This is a genomic window from Lentzea miocenica (genome assembly GCF_033949945.1).
Taxonomy (GTDB): Bacteria; Actinomycetota; Actinomycetes; order Mycobacteriales; family Pseudonocardiaceae; genus Lentzea; species Lentzea miocenica.
This window is the reverse complement of record NZ_JAXAVW010000012.1, coordinates 100,015-118,437: the sequence shown is the minus strand read 5'-3', so window position 1 is coordinate 118,437 and position 18,423 is coordinate 100,015. Positions and strand designations below refer to the sequence as shown.

At 66.3% G+C, this 18,423-nt stretch carries 15 protein-coding genes and 1 tRNA gene; 10 read left to right on the top strand and 6 right to left on the bottom strand.

Going from position 1 to position 18,423, the window contains the following annotated elements:
• The first annotated feature begins 21 nt into the window (after nucleotides 1-21).
• On the top strand, nucleotides 22-384 hold the full coding sequence (aroH, locus tag SK803_RS16170; RefSeq protein WP_319966816.1) for a chorismate mutase: 363 nt from the start codon (nucleotides 22-24) through the stop codon (nucleotides 382-384).
• Here aroH and SK803_RS16165 read toward each other — a convergent pair.
• From SK803_RS16165 to SK803_RS16155, 3 genes are all read right to left on the bottom strand, one after another.
• Complete coding sequence (locus tag SK803_RS16165; protein WP_319966815.1) at nucleotides 374-1,291, bottom strand: homocysteine S-methyltransferase family protein; 918 nt, start codon at nucleotides 1,289-1,291, stop codon at nucleotides 374-376. The two genes, aroH and SK803_RS16165, sit on opposite strands and share 11 nt — an antisense overlap.
• Before the next feature lie 60 nt (nucleotides 1,292-1,351).
• Nucleotides 1,352-1,792, bottom strand: a complete 441-nt coding sequence (locus SK803_RS16160) for a pyridoxamine 5'-phosphate oxidase family protein (RefSeq protein WP_319966814.1) — start codon at nucleotides 1,790-1,792, stop codon at nucleotides 1,352-1,354.
• A 103-nt stretch (nucleotides 1,793-1,895) separates the two neighbouring features.
• Nucleotides 1,896-2,909 carry a hypothetical protein gene (locus tag SK803_RS16155; protein ID WP_319966813.1) on the bottom strand — a complete coding sequence of 338 codons (1,014 nt, stop codon included), beginning with the start codon at nucleotides 2,907-2,909 and terminating at the stop codon, nucleotides 1,896-1,898.
• Between the two features lie 280 nt (nucleotides 2,910-3,189).
• Here SK803_RS16155 and cmk point away from each other — a divergent pair, with 280 nt between their 5' ends.
• The 9 genes from cmk (at nucleotide 3,190) to SK803_RS16110 (ending at nucleotide 10,256) form a co-directional block, all read left to right on the top strand.
• Nucleotides 3,190-3,876 (top strand): (d)CMP kinase, encoded by a 687-nt coding sequence (gene cmk / locus SK803_RS16150; protein ID WP_319966939.1) that lies wholly within the window; start codon nucleotides 3,190-3,192, stop codon nucleotides 3,874-3,876.
• The gene (locus SK803_RS16145) at nucleotides 3,873-4,511 is read left to right on the top strand and encodes a lysophospholipid acyltransferase family protein (protein ID WP_319966812.1); all 639 of its coding nucleotides are present in this window, start codon (nucleotides 3,873-3,875) and stop codon (nucleotides 4,509-4,511) included. Before cmk ends, SK803_RS16145 begins: the two co-directional genes overlap by 4 nt.
• Nucleotides 4,508-5,929: a ribosome biogenesis GTPase Der gene (gene der / locus SK803_RS16140; RefSeq protein WP_319966811.1), complete on the top strand. Its 1,422-nt coding sequence runs from the start codon at nucleotides 4,508-4,510 to the stop codon at nucleotides 5,927-5,929. Before SK803_RS16145 ends, der begins: the two co-directional genes overlap by 4 nt.
• Before the next feature lie 65 nt (nucleotides 5,930-5,994).
• Nucleotides 5,995-6,627: a response regulator transcription factor gene (locus SK803_RS16135; protein WP_319966810.1), complete on the top strand. Its 633-nt coding sequence runs from the start codon at nucleotides 5,995-5,997 to the stop codon at nucleotides 6,625-6,627.
• A complete protein-coding gene (locus SK803_RS16130) occupies nucleotides 6,624-7,736 on the top strand; it encodes a sensor histidine kinase (protein ID WP_319966809.1) in 1,113 nt (370 codons plus the stop codon). Before SK803_RS16135 ends, SK803_RS16130 begins: the two co-directional genes overlap by 4 nt.
• 183 nt (nucleotides 7,737-7,919) lie before the next feature.
• Nucleotides 7,920-7,993: transfer RNA gene (locus SK803_RS16125), tRNA-Pro, on the top strand.
• A gap of 117 nt (nucleotides 7,994-8,110) precedes the next feature.
• Nucleotides 8,111-9,070, top strand: a complete 960-nt coding sequence (locus SK803_RS16120; RefSeq protein WP_319966808.1) for a tyrosine-type recombinase/integrase — start codon at nucleotides 8,111-8,113, stop codon at nucleotides 9,068-9,070.
• Nucleotides 9,063-9,767 (top strand): hypothetical protein, encoded by a 705-nt coding sequence (locus SK803_RS16115; RefSeq protein WP_319966807.1) that lies wholly within the window; start codon nucleotides 9,063-9,065, stop codon nucleotides 9,765-9,767. The genes SK803_RS16120 and SK803_RS16115 overlap by 8 nt, the downstream gene beginning before the upstream one ends.
• Before the next feature lie 21 nt (nucleotides 9,768-9,788).
• Nucleotides 9,789-10,256 carry a hypothetical protein gene (locus tag SK803_RS16110; RefSeq protein ID WP_319966806.1) on the top strand — a complete coding sequence of 156 codons (468 nt, stop codon included), beginning with the start codon at nucleotides 9,789-9,791 and terminating at the stop codon, nucleotides 10,254-10,256.
• A 334-nt stretch (nucleotides 10,257-10,590) separates the two neighbouring features.
• Here the strand turns inward: SK803_RS16110 and SK803_RS16105 are convergent, their stop codons facing one another.
• From SK803_RS16105 to SK803_RS16095, 3 genes are all read right to left on the bottom strand, one after another.
• Entirely contained in the window at nucleotides 10,591-11,547 is a 957-nt protein-coding gene (locus tag SK803_RS16105; protein WP_319966805.1) for a hypothetical protein, read from the bottom strand.
• Nucleotides 11,548-11,911: 364 nt separating this feature from the next.
• Nucleotides 11,912-13,036, bottom strand: a complete 1,125-nt coding sequence (locus SK803_RS16100) for a hypothetical protein (protein WP_319966804.1) — start codon at nucleotides 13,034-13,036, stop codon at nucleotides 11,912-11,914.
• Between the two features lie 35 nt (nucleotides 13,037-13,071).
• Nucleotides 13,072-18,258 (bottom strand): ATP-binding protein, encoded by a 5,187-nt coding sequence (locus SK803_RS16095; RefSeq protein WP_319966803.1) that lies wholly within the window; start codon nucleotides 18,256-18,258, stop codon nucleotides 13,072-13,074.
• Nucleotides 18,259-18,423 lie beyond the last annotated feature (165 nt).

Sequence of the window (18,423 nt, the reverse complement as noted above, 5' to 3'; positions counted from 1 at the left end):
TATCGCGCTAATGTCGATCGCATGGCGGTACGAGCGATCAGGGGAGCCACGCAGATCGACGCGGACTCGCGCGACCTGCTGCTGGAAGCGACGGCCGAGCTGGTGCGGGAGGTCCTGTCCGGCAACAGTCTCACCACCGACGACCTGATCAGCGTCGTCCTCACCGCGACACCCGACCTGACATCCGAGTTCCCCGCCTACGCGGCACGCCAGGCGGGCCTCTCGGACGTGCCGCTGCTCTCCGCCACGGAGATCGCGGTCCCCGGCGCCATGCCCCGCGTGATCCGGCTGCTGGCGCACGTCGAAACAGACCTGCCGCGGTCCTCGATCAAACACGTCTACCTGCGCGGGGCGGCGGCGTTGAGGACCGACCTCAACCACTGAACGCGGCGCTGATCGCCTCGATGTGCCGGTGGTCGGTGCCGCAACAGCCACCGAGCACCGTCAGCTGGGGGAACCGGCTGTTCAGACTTCGGCAGTCGGCCGCGAGTTCCCCGGGATCGCCCCGGTCGAGGACCTCCGCCTCGTCGAGCTCCGCGTGGCTGAGCTTCGACGCGTTGGCCCTGATCCCGCGCACCCGCCCGATCCACGGTGCGGCGGGGTCCAGGGCCGGCGCGATGTGCGTGGGATGCACGCAGTTGACCATGTAGTAGGCCGGATAACCGCCGGTGTCGCGGTCGACCGCCTCGATCGCGGCGCCCAGCGGTACGCCGGTGGGCAGCCTGCCGTCGGTCTCCAGCGTGAACGAGATGACCACGGGCACTTCCGCCTCGCGTGCGGCGTCGGTGATGCCGGTGGCCTCCGGGACGTTGGTCATGGTGAGGGCGCTGACCAGGTCGGCGTTGGTGTCGGCGAAGGCGCTGATCTGGTGGGCGTGGTAGGCGCGGGCCTCCTCGCGGCTCATGACCGTCTCGGGGTGGTAGCCGTCGTGACGCGGTCCGACGCACCCGCTGATGACGACGGTCGCGGCGAACCGGCGCCGGACGTCGAGCAGCAGGTCGACAGCGGCCCGGTCGACCGCGGCCAGGCGCTCCAGGTCGTACCCGCTTCTGGCGCCCCAGTCCGGGTTCGCCCGCCACGTGACGGTCTCGAGCACGATGCCCACGCCGTCACGCTCGGCGATGCCCGCGTACCGGTCGAAGTAGCGCGTCAGCAGCGACCGGCCGTCGGGGTCGTCGAGCAGCGGGAACGCGGCGAAGTCGGGCAGGTCGACGCCGTCGTCGAAGACGAGCGTGGTCTCGATGCCGCCGTCGGTGAGGAACAGATCGGCGCTGAGCTGGGGCAAGGTCATCGCACGGCCTCCGGTTCCCGGCCACACAGTGTGCGCCAGGAACCGGAGCAGCGCGCGTCGTCAGGCGCTGAAGTCCTTGCCGGGCAGCCACCCGTTGGCGATGTCGGTGACGCGCCACCGCGGCACGGTCAGCCTGATCGTGCGAATCGGCGTGGCGAGGAACGGCCCCACCTCGGGCACCTTGGTCACGAGCAGCCGCCGCGCGGCCTCGTCCTCGGCCCCCTCGACGATCTCGGCCGTGGCCCGCGCCTGCAGGAACGGCTCCATCGGCGACCCGGTCGACACGACCAGCGCGACCTCCGGGTTCTCCTTGATCGCCTTGAGCGTTCTGCCGCGCTCTTCGAGGACGAGCACGAGCGTGTGCGGGCCGTCCTCGGCGAAGTAGACGCCGCCCACCCACGGGCCGTCCGAGCCGGCCGTGGCGAGGAACATCGACTTGTGCGCGGCGAGCGTGCTGCGCAGCAACGCCTCGACGGCGGGGTCACGTTCGATGGTGGTCATGGTGCCTCCAGGGGGATCGGGTGATGCGCACACCAGATCGGCCGCGGTGACGCACGCCTGTTGGGGATTCCACCGATCGATACCGCCGCCGAGTCGTGGACGGTCAGTCTAGGCGCTGGGTGACGACGAAGTTCGTGCCGTGGAGCGGTTGTCCGACAGGCGTTTTGGCCCACGCGGCGATTCGTTCGGCATTGCCACCGCTGAGGTCGAACAGCGCGACGATCTCAGGCACCTGTGGCCGGGGGATTGCGCATGTCAGAACCGTCTCACCTGTTGCGGTTTCGTCCTCGTTCCCCGGAATGTTGGGGTTGATGTCCCACCGCCCGATCGCAACGACCCAGTCTTCGTCCGGCGAGGTGCTTTCGGGCCAGGACGCCTCGACGGTCAGGTAGTAGCGGATCTCCTCCAACCCATGCGGGTCGTCCTCGATCGTGAACTCGTCATAGAGGTAGGCGTTGCTGCCGCAGAGCGCATATGCGTCAAGCAACATCCGCATGTCCTTGATGACCTCGGCTCGTTCAAGTGAACTGAGGCCGCGCTCCTGCGTGTTCATGTGTTCACGAGAGTCGCGGTTCAGCTTGTCCGCGTGGCCTCCGATGGCGACAAGCGGGTTTCCCCACTCAACGAGCCGTCGATGCTCATGCTTGGTGGGCTCGACCTCTCCAAACCCCTCGGCCACTGCCGCGCGGAGTTCATGGGCCTCCGTGGCGAGCTCGGCAGCGACGGCCGTTCGAACTGGCGCCGGCACGGCTGACAGGGCGTTGTCCAGATCGCAGAGTGCTTCGTGGAGGAGCAGCTTCACGCGCTCATACCAAATACTGTGCGTGCCGCTCAACAGACCTGCGCGGGCCTCCACAGCCGCCAGTGCATCGAGATGAGCGGTTGGGTAGTGGTCGGTCGAGAAGTCACCGTCTTTTCTGGTGTCCCACACGCTGACGGGGACCGTCGCACAGGCTGAGACGCGGTTGAGCGCGTCCACGATCGGATTGGCGAGTTCCGCGGTTTCGACGCTGGTCACAGTGGACGACGACACGCCTTCCGGTGCTTGGTGGGTAGCGAGGATCTGCACTTTGCCGCGGTTCGGGTGCTGCGAGTAGATCGTCACGAGGATGCCCATTCAGCCCGCGTCCCAGAACGAAGGCACGGGTGATCGCAAAGCTCGACAGGATTGGAGGCGGTGGCGAGGGCGCAGTCCGACGCTCCGTGCCTCGTGAGAGTTCAGCGGTGGTTCAGGTCCGATCCCGAACTCCGTGCTGCGCTGGCAGCTTACGTCGACTCTGGCGCGCTGATCAGCGCTGCGAACCGTCCCGCTGCCGGTGCGGGCGTTCGCACCAGGCACAATGTGGGCCGTGGGCGTCTCGGAGGGAGCTGCGGTGGGCCAGGGTCAGTTGCGCGGTGTGGTGGCACTCGACGGACCGTCGGGCACCGGCAAGTCCACCGTCGCGAAGCGTCTCGCGATGGCGCTGGACGCGCGCTACCTCGACACCGGCTCGATGTACCGGGCGATCACCGTGGCGGTGCTGCGGGCGGGCGTCGACCCGGCCGACGAGGTCAAGGTCGCCGAAGTCGCGGACAACGCGGTGCTGCTGGTCGGTACCGACCCCGGAAGGCCCGGCATCACGCTGGACGGCGACGACGTGTCGGCGGAGATCCGCGGGCCCGAGGTGACGCTGGCGGTGTCGCCGGTGTCGGCCGCGAGGCACGTGCGCGAGCTGCTCGTCGCGCAGCAGCGGGCGATCATCGCGGACGCCGTCGACAACGTGGGCGGCATCGTGGTCGAGGGGCGCGACATCGGCACCGTCGTGTCGCCGGACGCTCCGTTGAAGGTCTACCTGACGGCGTCGGCGGACGCACGGGCCGCGCGCAGGACCAAACAGGACAACGCCGCCGGACGTGAGTCCACTGTGGACGCTGTGCTCAAGGACGTGCAGCGGCGCGACAACTACGACTCCAGCCGCGCGGTCTCGCCGCTCAGGGCGGCGGACGACGCGGTCGAACTGGACAACACCGACCTCGATCTCGCGGGCACCATCGACGCGTTGCTGGACCTGGTGCAACGGCGAGGGCTGAGGGTGACCGGGTGACCGTTCCCCCTGCGAGCCTGCCGTGGCTGACCGACATCGGCAGGTGGATCGCTCGCGGGCCGTACGCGTGGCAGTTCCGGATTCGGGTCCACGGGCGTGACCGCGTACCCTTGAGCGGCGGCGTGGTCGTCGTCGCCAACCACAGCTCGATGGCGGACGGGCCGATCCTGTTCGGCGCACTGCCTCGGCGCGTGACGTTCCTGATCAAGCAGGAGATGTTCAAAGGCATCGTGGGCACCCTGCTGCTCAAGATCGGCCAGATCCCCGTCAAGCGGGGAGAAGCCGATCGCACCGCGTTGACCAGCGCGTTGTCCGTGCTCAAGGCGGGTGGCGTGATCGGGGTCTTCCCCGAGGGCACTCGTGGCGAGGGCGACGTGGCGAGCGCGCAGAACGGTGCGGCGTGGCTGGCCAAGACGTCCGGCGCGATGGTGCTGCCGGTCGCCTGCCGCGGGACTTTTCAGGCCAAGGGCTGGCGGCCCGAGGTCGACGTGCTGATCGGTGAGCCGTTCCACCTTCCAGAGGGGAAGGGGCGAGCGGCCCTGGGCGTTGCCACCGAGCAGGTGCGTGATCGCCTGGCGACACTGGTCGCCGAACTTGATGGACTTCGCAAGAGCAAGAGTGAGGGAAGACGATGACGGACCTGGACGGCACCTGGGAGGACGAGGCCGACTGGTCAGCCTTCGGCGACCTCGACGGCTCTGACGGCGAGGACGCGACGCCGCCGCAGCCGGTGCTCGCGGTGGTGGGACGGCCGAACGTCGGCAAGTCCACGCTGGTCAACCGCATCATCGGCCGGCGAGAGGCCGTGGTGCAGGACGTGCCGGGCGTGACCCGTGACCGAGTGGCGTACGACGCGCTGTGGAACGGCCGCAAGTTCACCGTGGTCGACACGGGCGGCTGGGAGCCGGACGCGCAGGGCCTGCAGGCCTCCGTGGCCGCGCAGGCAGAGCTCGCGATGGCGACCGCGGACGTGATCCTGGTGGTCGTGGACGGGTCGGTGGGCGCGACGACGACCGAGGAGGCCGTCGCGAAGATCCTGCGCCGCTCCAAGAAGCCGGTGATCCTGTGCGCGTCCAAGGTGGACGACGAGCGCCTCATGGCCGACATCGCGTCGCTGTGGTCGCTGGGCCTGGGTGAGCCGTACCCGGTGTCCGGTCTGCACGGTCGCGGCTCCGGTGACCTGCTCGACGTCATCCTGCAGAAGCTGCCCGAGACCCCGCGCGACGACTTCCGGGGAGGCGCCGGCGGCCCGCGCCGCGTGGCGCTCGTCGGCAAGCCGAACGTGGGCAAGTCGTCGCTGCTCAACCGCCTGACCGGCGAGAACCGCTCGGTCGTCGACTCGGTCGCCGGCACCACCGTCGACCCGGTCGACTCGCTGGTCGAGCTGGACGGCGAGATCTGGCGCTTCGTCGACACGGCCGGCCTGCGCAAGCGGGTGAAGTTCGAAAGCGGCGCCGAGTACTACGCGTCGCTGCGCACGAAGTCGGCGATCGAGACCGCCGAGGTCGCGATCGTGCTGCTGGACGCGCACGAGCCGTTGTCCGAACAGGACCTCCGCGTGCTCACGATGGTGGTCGAGTCGGGCCGCGCGTGCGTGCTGGCGTTCAACAAGTGGGACCTCGTCGACGAGGACCGCCGCAACGAGATGGTCCGCGAGCTCGAACGCGGCCTCGTGCGCGTGCCGTGGGCCGACAAGGTCAACATCTCCGCCCTGACCGGCCGCGCCGTGCACAAGCTCGCGCCGTCGCTGCGGACCGCGCTCAACTCGTGGGACACGCGCGTCCCGACCGGCCGCCTGAACCAGTGGCTGTCGGACCTGATCTCCGCGACCCCGCCGCCGGTCCGTGGCGGCAAGCAGCCCAAGGTGCTGTTCGCGACCCAGGCCTCGACCCGCCCGCCGACGTTCGTGCTGTTCACGACCGGTTTCCTCGAGGCGAGCTACCGCCGGTTCATCGAGCGCAAGCTGCGTGAGGAGTTCGGCTTCGAGGGCAGCCCGGTCCGCATCTCCGTGCGCGTGCGTGAGAAGAAGAAGGCCGGCGCGGGCAAGAAGTAGTTTCTCCGGGTGACGGCCCAGCCGATCTGGTTGCCCTTTGGCATGGGGTGCGGTTGGTTGGGTCAGTGGCCGTACGAGTGGTGCTAGCCGACGACGAGGCCCTGCTGCGGCGGGGCCTGAAAGTCCTCCTGGAGGCCGACGGGCGGGTCGAGGTGGTCGGCGAGGCCGCCGACGGCGCCGAACTCGTCGACGTCGTCCTGGCCCACCTGCCCGACGTGGTCCTGGTCGACGTGCAGATGCCCGGCGTGGACGGCCTGGAGGCGGTGCGCAGGCTGAGGACCTGGGCCACGCCACCGGCCATCGCCGTGCTGACCACGTTCGACCTGGACGACTACGTGGCAACAGCCCTGGACCTGGGCGCCCAGGGCTTCCTGCTGAAGGACGCCGAACCCGAGACCCTGGTCAGAGCCGTGGTGGACCTGGCAGCCGGCGGCGCCGTCCTGGACCCGCGCATCACCGCCCGCCTGCTGCCGCGCCTGCGTGGCTTCCGCGCCAACCGCCAGCTCGACTCCCTCTCGGCCCGCGAACGCCAAGTGCTGGAACTGGTGGCCGCCGGCCGCTCGAACCACTCGATCGCCGAGGAACTCTGCCTGTCCGAGGCGACGGTGAAGAGCTACGTCTCCACCGTCCTGACCAAGCTGGGCGTGGAAAACCGGGTGCAGGCGGCTCTGGTCGCCCACCAGGTCGGTGTGTGGTGAAACCGCTCATCCGCGAAGTCCTCACCGTGGGCATCACCACGGGCGTAGTCCTGCTGACCCAGGACCGCCCGTTCCCCTGGTCCCTGTGGACCGCGATAGGGGCGTCCCTACTTCTGTCCGTACGCCTGCGCTGGCCATGGCTGGCCACCCTGCTGTGCGTCCCGGCAGTGGCAGGCGGACTGGGCTGGGCCCCCGCCCTGGTCGCCCAATACCGCCTGGGCCGCAAGGAAAAGTCCATCCCGATCCAACTCTTCTGGGTAGTGCTCATGACCGTGGCCGCGATCGCCCCGGTCCTGGCAACCGAGGACATCCCACCAGGCCCCCTCCTGCTGGCCACCGCCTTCGCCTTCGGCTTGGCCGCCGCCCCAACAGCACTGGGCGCCCTCGTCACCACCCGCAAAGACCTCACCCAGTCGCTGTACGAAACCCGCCGAGCCCGAGCCGCCGAACTGGAAGCCCAGGAAACCTCGGCCCGCGCCGCCGAACGAGCCCGAATCGCCCGCGAAATCCACGACGCCGTAGGCCACCACGCCACCCTGATAGCCGTAGAGTCCGCCGCCCTGGCCGCCACCGCCTCAGACCCAGCCGTGCGCGAGTCAGCCCAGCGCTTACGAGCCCTGGCAAAGGAATCCCTGTCGGAAATGCGAGCGGCCCTGGGCCTCCTGAACTCCGACACCTCCTACCCGTCCCTGCAGGAACTGGTGGACCGCGCCCGAGTGGCCGGCGTGTCCGCAACCCTCTCCGAAACAGGCGACACAGCCCTCTCGCCAGCAGTCTCCAGAGCGTTGTTCCGCGTGGTCCAAGAAGCCCTGACCAACGTGACAAAACACGCCCCAGGCGCCACCGTGACCGTAACTGTGGACCGCTCCTCACCAGTGCGCGTCTCAGTCGTGAACGGCCCGGGCGAACTGCCTTCCTTGGGCGACCGAGGCGGCGCGGGCCTGCACGGCCTGTCCGAACGCGTCCGCCTGGCCGGCGGCACCCTGACCACCTCATACCGCGCGGACGGCGGCTTCAGCGTCTCCGCAGTCCTACCGCCCGGTAAGTCGAAGGTTGACGGACAAGACTCGACTTTCGGCGGTGGCGCACGCGACGCGGCCAACGCATAGTTCTAGCTGTCGGTCGAGGATCGGGGGATCGGTCGGACCGAGGGACGCGGGGACCCGTACGTCGGGTCCCCGCCGTATTTCCGGGGGTTTCCGCAGCTAGGGCCCTGTCCGAGGGGCCGTTTTTGATCTCTGTTCCGGGTGTTGTAGGATTCTTCCTGCACGCCGGGAAACCGGGAGTGTGGCCGGGACGTGGCGCAGTTTGGTAGCGCACTTGACTGGGGGTCAAGGGGTCGCAGGTTCAAATCCTGTCGTCCCGACGGCCAAGAGGGTTCTCGCAGGTCAGATACTGCGAGGACCCTCTTTTTGTGATCTTGCCGAGTTCTGCCGGGTCGAGCACGCCGCTCATCGACCCCTTTACTCGGAGGGCTTTCACAATGCCTCTTCTCGACCTGAACAAGCTCTCAAACGGTCTCTCGAAGACGTGGACGGGCTATCTGCGTGATTGGGACCGCACGCTGCGATCCGCGAGTCATCCGGAGACCACTCGCTACAACTACCTCCTGGCCGCCGCCCAGCTCGCGCGTTACCTCGCCGAGTACTCGCCCGACCCGGACGCCGACGATGCCGCCGACGACCCGTGCGAGGTGACTCGTGCGCACATCGAGTTCTTCCAGGCCTGGATGATCGAGACGCGGTCTGGCGCCACGGCGCTGAACAAGCACAAGGGTCTGCAGCAGTTCTTCAAGTGGCTGATGCTGGACGCGGAGGACATCGACCGCTCGCCGATGGAGCGGGTGAAGCAGCCCAAGCCGCAGAAGAAGCTCATTGCCGTCATCCGTGACGACGACACCAAGAAGGTCCTCGGCACCTGCAAGGGCAAGGACTTCGTCCAGCTCCGCGACGAGGCCATCATCCGGCTCTACTACAACACCGGTGCCCGCCTGTCCGAAGTCGGCAACCTCAGCCTTGAGGACCTCAACCAGGACACCGACTCCGCGCACTACCACGGCAAAGGCAACAAGGACCGCCGCGTCCGCTACGGGCCCAAGACCGCACGAGCGATCAGCCGCTACCTCCGCGCCCGCGCGAAACACAAGGGCGCCGAGCTGCCGGACCTCTGGCTCGCTGACCGGGGCGGCAAGCCGCTGAAGCCCAACGGCATCAAGATCATGATCAAGCGCCGCGGACTCTCCGCGGGGCTGACCGGTGTGCACGCGCACCGGTGGCGGCACAACTTCGCCCATGAGTGGAAGCGGGCGGGCGGCGACACCGGCGACCTGATGTTGCTGCTCGGCTGGACGTCCGAGGACATGCCACGTCATTACGGCGAGAGCGCGGCAGCCGAGCGGGCGCAGGAGACGCAGCTGCGGATGGGGATCGGTGAACATGTCTGATCAGCTGCGTATCCGCCGGGCCGTCGAGGTGATCATGGGCACGGTTGTCGGGCTGACGTTCTTGTTCGGCTTTGGCAACGTGTTGAGCCTGGGGTTGAGGCTCGGTGTGCCCGGATGGGTCGCTCCGCTCGTTGCTCCTGCGGTCGATCTGTCGGTGATGGGCCTGTTGCTCGGCCTGCGGCAGCTGACGGCGAATGGTGCCAGCGACGCGCAGCTCAAGCCCGTCCGACGCCTGCTGATGTTCTGCAGCCTGGTCACGCTGGCCCTGAATGTGGCCGATCCCGTGATCGCCGGCGAGTACGGCAAGGCTGCCTTCGATGCGGTCGGGCCACTTCTGCTGATCGGTTGGTCAGATGTCGGCCCCTGCCTGTTGCAGGGCATGAACAGCGCTCGGCTCGTTGACGCTGCGGTTGATGATCGACCGGTACCCCTACCAGCCGCTGCCAACGCCACAGACGACGAGATCAAGTCGGTCGAGGCGGAGCCGGTTGTCGCCCGTGATGACCTGTTGGAGCGCGCGAGGCGTGAGGACATTCGCCATCGGGAGCTCTACCAACGGCCGATATCGTCAGAAGCGTTGCGCCAGCGGCTTCGAGTGGGCTCAGCCAGGTCGAGAAGGCTGGTCAAAGCGGTTCGGTCGATGGAGTTCGCTGGCGTCGCGACCGCTGCTGGCGCGTCGTCCGCAGCTAGTTGTTGATCGATGTGCCACCCTTTTGACGTGGGTGTGCTGGACGGTCCGTGGGAAGACCAGCCGTCGGATGTGAGGCTCGGCGAGTTCATCCGCCGTCTGCTGTCGGCAAGCTTCAGACAGGAGGCTGCGGCCCGACGGGCACGCGACGCCGAGCTTCTCGTCGATCGCTTGGATGTCGGTACCCGGCTGTTCGTACGGGATCTCCACAACGAGCAGCTCGCCGACCAGGACGAGTACCGCCTCAAGCCCGACCCTTTCGCTGACGCCTTGCGTGAACGGCTGAGCGAAGCGCTCCTCGACCGACCAGACGACGTAGACGATCACAGGGCTTGGAGGCTGCTCGAGGCGGCTCTTGCTGAACGAGCGAGATGGATCTCAACCGCACAGTTCGGCAGGGACGAAGCACAACATGCCGGTCGCGACGCGCCGCGATGCGTCCGGAGGTTCGAGTTCCTCATCCTTGTCGAAGGAGAGCCATGTGGGAATGTCACGTAAACCGTATGCATCGGTTGTAGGCAAGGGGTGTTGGACAACATCACTGTGGACGCGCCTATCGGTTGCGCGGGCGTCGGGCGCCGCGCGTTGGATGAGCTCCAACGCCGATGGGCCAGCTTCGAGTTCAACACAACAGGGCAACGAAGCACCGCGAAGGGCTTCTACGACCGCTACCGCATAACGAGCCCGAGTCCGTGGCGATCGCAGCGCGACGGATGTCCGCACCTCGCCAGCTGGTACGGGCTCGCTCGGTGAAGCCCTCAAAGCCCGATACCGGTCTGTTGAGAGAGCCCACCTGTAAGGGGCGGAGTGGATCCGATCGGCGCCAGGTGCGCTACGACAGTGAATAGCGTTTCCTCTGCCTTCGAGCCTCGAAGGCGTCGAGTTCTCTGCGCAGCTCCACCGCAAACTCCTCGCGTAGCGTCGTGAGTTGAGGTGTTGGTGCCACGCTCGCTGACTTGAGAACCTCGGCGACAGGGCGCGTGAGCAGCAGACCTTGGCCGGCTGCGTACACCGCGACGGTATCGATGCCAAGGGCGTTGTGGCGGTCCAGCAGCAGGTAGCCCAGAAGCTGTCGTAGCCACTGGTCGATGTTCTTCTCCACGCCAGCCGACATCTTGATCTCGATGAGGGTCGACCCAACGACCAGATCGGCTATGCCAAAGCCTCCGGCCAACTCAGGGGCGATGATCGCTCGCTCGCCAAGGGCTCGGAGTACCCGCTGTCCGTGCTCGAGGTAGCCGGTCCACGCATGAAGCAGTGCGCCCAGCATCTCGGTGTTGGAACTCAGCCGACCTTGCTCGACGATCGCGATGAACCAGGACCTTCGTACATCAACGGCGATCGTGTCTCCTCGCTTGTGGGCGAATTTCTGTAGCTCGACGAGGCCCAGGCATGTCGCGAGTGCCTGTCTCATGTCTTGGGAGCCGGGCTGGTGCTCGTGATTACGTGACCAGTGCATCAGCATCGGGTCCGATGTACCGCTCGGAGGCAGCCTCCCCACACGTGTGTGCTCGAAACCGACCGCACCGAGCAACGCCGCACATTCCTCGATCGGCAGATAGGACAGGAGCGGCCAGGGCGCCGGCCGCGTGGCGACATCCAGGCCGATACGCATCTCCAACGCGCAACCGATGTCGTCCGCACCATGGGACACGCTCAGCGGTGTCCAAGGAGCTGCCCGCAGCTCGGTGAGCCAGGTGGCAGTGATGTCAGCTCGGTGTGGCAGGTGCTTGTCCAGGAATCGGTTGAGAGTGCTGGACGGCTTTCTGGACTGACGCTCGATCGGCACCGGACCACCCTGGCCCATCTCCTCTCGGCCAGCCAGCCTTCGCTTGGAGACGGTGGTGCTTACCTGATGGGCGAGTGTGTCCGTGGCGCGCGTTCGGGAGGCGTTTGACGGCATGCGCAGGGTCGAATCCCAGCGGGAGTACCAAAGGATGGGAACAGGGCTGACCTGCGGATTCCTGCTGGAAACCTAGTAGTTGAATCGCGTTTCGGGTTGTCTTCGCAGCCGTGACGGCCACCTGGGGCGGGACGACCGCCTCGCCCCAGGTTGGCAGGCTCGATCGACGAGCCGCGAACCGCTTCACGCCCGCTCGTGCCCAGCTGGTCGCCGTCCTGCACCATCGGCAACCTCATGCTGCATACGCGCTTCAGTCGTCGTCTCCGATCTCATGAGGGGACAGCGCAACCTCTCGATGGCTAGCGGTCACCCCCAACGCGAGCCTCTCCTCACCGCAAGCAGCGACGAGAACGTGGTAGAGATCCGGCCGGATGATCAGATCAGCGCCATGGACTGCAGGCTTGAGCGGGCTGAAGTTGCCGTCGTGCACGAGGAACCCGCGCCACTGCCTGCCGACAATCGCTGGCCCGTTGTCGTCGACCAGGACGTGACGCAGTGCCGGGGTCTCTGGACGGAGCCCCAGCAGGGCGATGACTTCGACGCGGGGGACGAGGGTGAATCGTTGGAGGCCGATCCCCCGGTTGTGCGCTGGAGCACCGGGCTGTCCTTCGTAGTCGACGATCGCGACCAAGGGACCTTGAGCAGCGCCAAGGATTCTGCGCGCGCGTTCGGGATGAAGCCCTGGTACTAGGCGACCGCAATCGGCAACCCACAGGTCTGGCGCGGCTTGAGAGAACGGAGTGCTTCCGCTGGGAGGTTGCTTCTCGCAAATCTCAAGTCCGGTCGCGACGAGTATATGATGAGCGGCGATGTCGGGGTGACGGGTGGCAATCGTCTCCTGCCGTTCGAACATCCCGAGCTGAACCCAGCCTTCGTATGGATGTTCGCGGACAAGTACCACCTTCTCGTCGCGCGCGAGTTGCCGGACTCCGGCAAGCGCGATCGATCCGGCGAGCGGCCACTGGACATCCTTCTCCACCCAGGGGATTGGCAAGAGGGACCACTCAAGCTGACCTGTCCGGGTTGAAGGTCGGGGAACTCTGGACGCTTCGCTGCGCAGCGCCCATAGTGCGTCCGGCGCCAAGCCGCGCGCGAGATCCCCCTCGAAGCGGCGAGGATCTGGAACGAGGCGCTCCATCGCCGTTGCGGCTCGGATGCCGGCAGCGCAGATCTGAAGGTCTTCCTCAACGGCTTCTTCGTCAGCGAGATAGGCGTCCGGGAGGTGGTCCGACGAAGACGAACTCAGATGGTCGATCTGTTCCCCGAAGCGCGAGCTGACACCGGCGATCCGCTTGGTGAGGCGGTCGACAATGGCCTCGCGCAAACCGAGAGGCTCGCCGGCCTCCTCGAACCGGTCATCGAGAAACGTCGACACGAGTCCTTCGGCTCGCTCTGACGGCGTCGGCGGGGTCATTCGCGCGCTCCCGGAGTGTGGCGGTGGACGGCACGAATCTTCGGTTCGGGTTCTGTCGCTGGTGGATGTGGTACTGGATGTCCCTGCACGTCGAGGATCTGGCTCGCGAGGGCGCGGACCGACAGACGCTCGTCGCGAGCCAGCAGCGTCATCTCTGCCGCCATCTCGGCAGTCAGCGCGCCGATCGGCAGGTAGGTGTGGACGATGTCCAACAGCCATGTGGCGCGGCCGGCGTCCAAGTCAGAACGCAGCACGCTGATGAGCGCGGTTTGCGCGAGCGGAGGGCGGCACGTCACCAAGAGGGCAACGGCGATGAGTGTCCGTCGCAGTTCCTGCCGCTGGGGCCGGGCGATGGTGGCCAGGGCAAGCGTCGTCAGCGCGACGTCCTTCGCTTGCTGGGAAGGAGGATTCTCGGTCGGCCGGTATGTGTGACCACCGCGTTCCGCCGTGCCTGGGAGGCGATGTTGCTGCATGGTGAACGCAGCCTCCCAACATTCCGTCGCTGTGTCATCTCGTGTCGCAGCGAACGCGGCGATCACGGCTTGCGTCACCCCGTATGTGCTCTGGGCATCAGACCGGACGGTTTGAACAACCGCGGCAGCGAGCGTGCGCTGTGCGGTGTCCGAGTCCAGCTCGTACGCCCTGCGCCACAGATCTGCGCGCTCTCGTCCCGCAAAGGCACGCCAGCCTCCGCCGCCACGGATGTGAACGTATGCGAGCGTCAGGCAGTAGCTCGCGACCGTCTGCAAAGCATCGTTGTCGCCACAGCGCATGGCGATGCCCTCGCCGATCTCAGCGAACACCTTGTTGTCGCGGTACCAGCCAAGTTCTTGGGCGACGTCATCAAGTAGCTCGATGCCGAATCTTTGCCCGTGGACCAAGGTCGACTCGATGATCCGCCACCCGATGATGTTCGTTGCGGTGTCGAGATCCCAACGGGTGGCAGTGTCGCCTCCATAACGCTGGGACTTCAGCTCGCGCGCTGCGAGGAGTGCCCCAGTCCGCCCCTCTGGAACGAAAGGACGTTGAGCGTTCACGAGGCGCTTCTGCAACTGCAACGGGTCAGCTTTGGGACCGGGGCTCCAGTCCATGCTGTTCCGTGTTTGCTCTCGACGTGGAACCCGAGGTGCAAAAGCCGAGCCTCCGAGATGTACCGCGGCGTCGACGAGTTCCGAGGAGACCACGGACTTGGACTGGTCACTCGAGTACAGCATCGGTTGGTCGTCGTAAGTTGCCGTGATGTTGTTCGCGACAATGGCGAGCATCGTGTCGGACTGGTTCGTCTTGCCGAGTTCACTTCGGAGTCGGATGAGAAGGTGGAGGTCGGTTTCGGGGAAGCGCCACTCCGTGCCGAGGGTGAGGCGGAGAGCCGCGAGCACCATCGGGTCGGCGGTCATGATCAGGCTTGTGAGCAGCTCCACGTGTGCGGTGTGCGCACGTACATCGTCGAACCCGATCTCGCTGAGCAGGACATCCGCGGCATCCGTGGCGGCAGCTGTCGGATCGATTGCCGCGGCCTTCTCCCACCACTGATTCACGAAATGTGAGGTGCCGCGGCCGTTGGTGTGCTGCCGAACCAGGTAGACAAGATCTACCAGCTTTCCCAAGCACGCCTGAGCGGTGAGGACGTTCACGTCCGCGAGATCGTCGAGGCTGTCGATGATCTCGGAGAGAGTGGGATCTTTGTGCCCGCCGTAGCTCCCGAGGAGCAGGGATGCACGACGCCAGCACTCGTCGACTTCGTCGAACGCGCCTGCTGCAAGGCAGATTCGGGCAGTCGCGAGTTCGAAGTTGGCTGTAACGCTGTACTGCGTGTGGCTGTCCCGGCGTCGGGCGCGGACGACCTTCAACAACGCGTACACAGCGCCAACGCCTATGTGGTCGGAGACACGAGCCAGGATCGCCAGGAGATCGTTGGTAGCGAGCGGCCCGTTTTCCGGCAGTCCGAAGTTGGTTGTAGTCGTGGTGCCGTCAGCTATCTCGACGAGGTGGACGAGCACAGCGTCGAGGTCCTTGGGACGAATGACGACGAGGGACTTCTCGACGACTTGGTGCACGAGCGGATGAATCGAGTACAGGTCGCACGCGCGTGGATCCCCCGTGAACGGATGAGCTTCCGCAGCAAGGTCTGCAAGCGCGACCAGGACAGCCGTAGAGGCTGTTTCCGCGGTCGTGACACCAGCAGCGACGTCATCCGCGATCCCGAGCGTCGCGACGGCGTACCGCAGCCAGGCGCGGTAGAAGCCGACGCCACCAAGCCGGGCGACGTGCCTGATAGGCGTTGTCCGATCCAGGCCGTGCGCGAGAGTGAGGAGCGAAAGCCACCGTTCGACGGCGCGGTGATCGACGCTAGGGCCCGCGAGGACGGCGCTGGTGGCGGCTTCGATGTCCGCTTCGAGATCGGTGGTCCCCAGGCCTGCCAGAACGTCTGCTGGGGAAATGCCGTACTTCAGATATGCGACGAGGTTGAGAGAAGGTGCCAGCGCCCACGCTTGGCGAGCGAGGTGAGCGGGGTCTGGAAGACCCGGCGTACCAGCCGCAGCGAGGTCGGCAAGTGTGAGATAGACCTGAGCGGCTTTGTCGGTGTCGGTCATAGCTGCGGCGACATCAGGCATCGCACCCGTCGGGAGGCCTGCGGTGAAGACCTCGACGAGGTTTTCGAGGGTGGCCTTATGGTCGAGTTCGAGGTTCGCGGCCACCTGCTCGGCCAGGTCTGGTGGTATGTCACCGCGCTGACTGCGGAGGCGAAGCTCGCCGAGCTGCACGGCGAGGTGGACCGCACCGTCGTGGTCGGATCCGGCGGCGCGTCGTCGACTCGGATCTGACTCGCGGGCGTCGAGATAGGCCTTCCATGGAGCTGCCGCCCCGGCGCGGTCGACCGCAGCACAAAGGCGAAGTCCCCACTCCTCGGAGAGCGTGGGGCGGCCCTCGTACACGAGTCGTTCCGCCACCACATCGGCACCCACGATCGCGACCACGACGTCCGAGTACTCGGAGATCGAGTTCGCAAGCGAGTCAAGCTCGTAGGTGTCGATCGCCTTGCGGGTCTCGACACAGGTGATCAGCGTTGGCCAGTCAAGCCTCGCTTCACTTTCACGAGACACGGTGCCGACGACACGCTGAAGCGCCTCTGGTGGCTGGAACGCACGAATGCCCTCCGCGACGAAGCCCGGCTCAACGAGGGCCTTCAGTTCGTCATACCGGCCCAGCTGTGCGAGTAACTCGGGAAGATGCCGAAACGCTCGTGCGTCGGCGAAGAATCCGCGATCAGTGAGCCACACGGCTGCGTGTTCACGTACTGACGTGACCCAGGCGATGTCCTTGTCACGCAGGATGTAACGGCTGAAACTCTCGTGATGGACGCGCAGGCCACCGAGACCAGGTAGTGAGGTCAGCACCGGCGCGAGGGTCTTGAGAGCAGGCTCTAGAAGTGGCTTCACGATCGGGGGAAGCAGTTCGCCGAGCTCGCTTGCCGACAGGGCGAAGTCGCACAGCGCGAGAGTGCCGATCGCAAGCATCTGGTCACCGGTCACAGTGCTCAGCAGGTACTCGTAGTAGGTGTCGACGTCGGTGGCCGTGTCGGGAACTCGTTTGAGCCTGTGCAGAACATCCTGAACCGTGCCCGATTCTCGGTCGTCAAGCGGCGAGGTGCGGCTCGCATACCGGCACAGATAGGTGGCGTACAGCGCGTTGCCGCCTGAACGCTCGTGGAGTAGATCGACGACCGCCTGTTCGCTCTCCCCCAGCGGGCCGACTCCCGTGGAGTCGGTGAAAAGGTCGTGCTTGATCGCGAGAACACGCATCTCCGACCACGACATGCGGGGCATCTTGACTGGAACGCCTGAGGACGGTCTTGCGCCGGCCAGGTGAGATCCGGGTTGGCTGGCGATGAGTACGCAGACGCCAGCAGGGAGGTCGATCGCGGCGAGCTGATCGACCAGATGAAGTGATGGGTCCGCTCGCTGGCCGGCCGATTTGCCGAGGACCCGGTCGACGTGGTCGAGCCCGTCAATGATGAGAAGCACGCTCTGGCTGGGGCGTGACTCGCGGCATTTTTGGAGTGCCGAGGTGAGAGCCTCGGGCGTCGCGGCGAATCTGGGACGCAAGTCCGCGGTGGCCTCGGGCACGTGCTGCTCGAGCTGTCGCAGAAGGCTGCCGATGACGACGTCGGCGAGGACGCGTTGCTCACGGCTGGTGTCGGTTGCGCCGAGCCAGCAGTGGTGTCGAGCGACGACCCAGCCTTCGTCGCGGTACGTGCCTGCGAGTTGTTCGCACAGCCAGGACTTGCCGGCGCCAGGCTCGCCGGTCACGACGACACGGCCACCGTTCGGGGCCACGACGTCAACCTGCTGACGTACTTCGGCGCTTGCGTCAGCCCTCGGTACGACTACGGCCGCTTCGACGGGGTGTCCCTCGGCGACAGCACCGAAGTCGGTCGCAAGTCCGACCTGAGGCAACACGTGTTCTCGTGATACGTGACCGTCGAGTGCTCGTGAGCCGGTAGCCGCGTGGGTCAGGGCGAGGGCCACGTAGTCAGGTGAGACGTGGGTGTTGGGGGTGCGGCCCGCGCCGAGTTCTTCGGTGACGCGCCAGAGGAGCACGCGCTCAGCGGGGCCGGGTGCGGAGAAGTCGATCGTCGAGGCCGGAGCGCTGGTGTCGATCGTGAGGCGTTCGCACGCCGCGTGGATCTCTTGCGTTGTGAAGGTGGACAGCTTTTTCTGCCAAGGGGATTTCGCCTGCAAGGCTGTCGGGTTGAACTTGAACCTGACCGTGCTGAGGCCGGGCAACGGGTCACCGGGGTCGTTCGCCGCGTTCGTCGGTTCAAGGACCTCGGCGAGTTGCACGTCCGGCCTGCCGTCGCGGACGACAACCCGGTACTCAGTGCCGGGGTGTCGGCCCAGGTCGGACAACAAAGACGTGAACAGCAGGTCGATGCGAAGGCTTCTCCCATCTGCCGAGAAGCTGTCTTTAGACAGCTCACGATCCTGCGTCGTGTGCTTGATCTGAATGCGGACTCGCTTACCGGTCTGGTAGCCGATGGTCAGATCGTCGAAACGGTCACCTTCGAAACCCTTGGTGTCGACCGCAAGGCTTTCGGTCGTGCCCAGCACGAGGTCGACGAGCGCGATACCCGTGATGAGGTCCTGGTACGCGTAGCCGTGGTGCGTCGACCTCAGGTCCATATGCTTCCTCAGTCTGCCTCGAGCCAACGAGCCGGCCCGACCGAAGATGAGATTCGTCAGCTCGGGCTGCTCGATGATGGCACGTGGGGCCGAGGAGCTCGCGCTGTCAGGGCTAAGTCCGCACTAGTGGATCCGGCACAACACCGTGCGCTGGGCAGAAGAGTG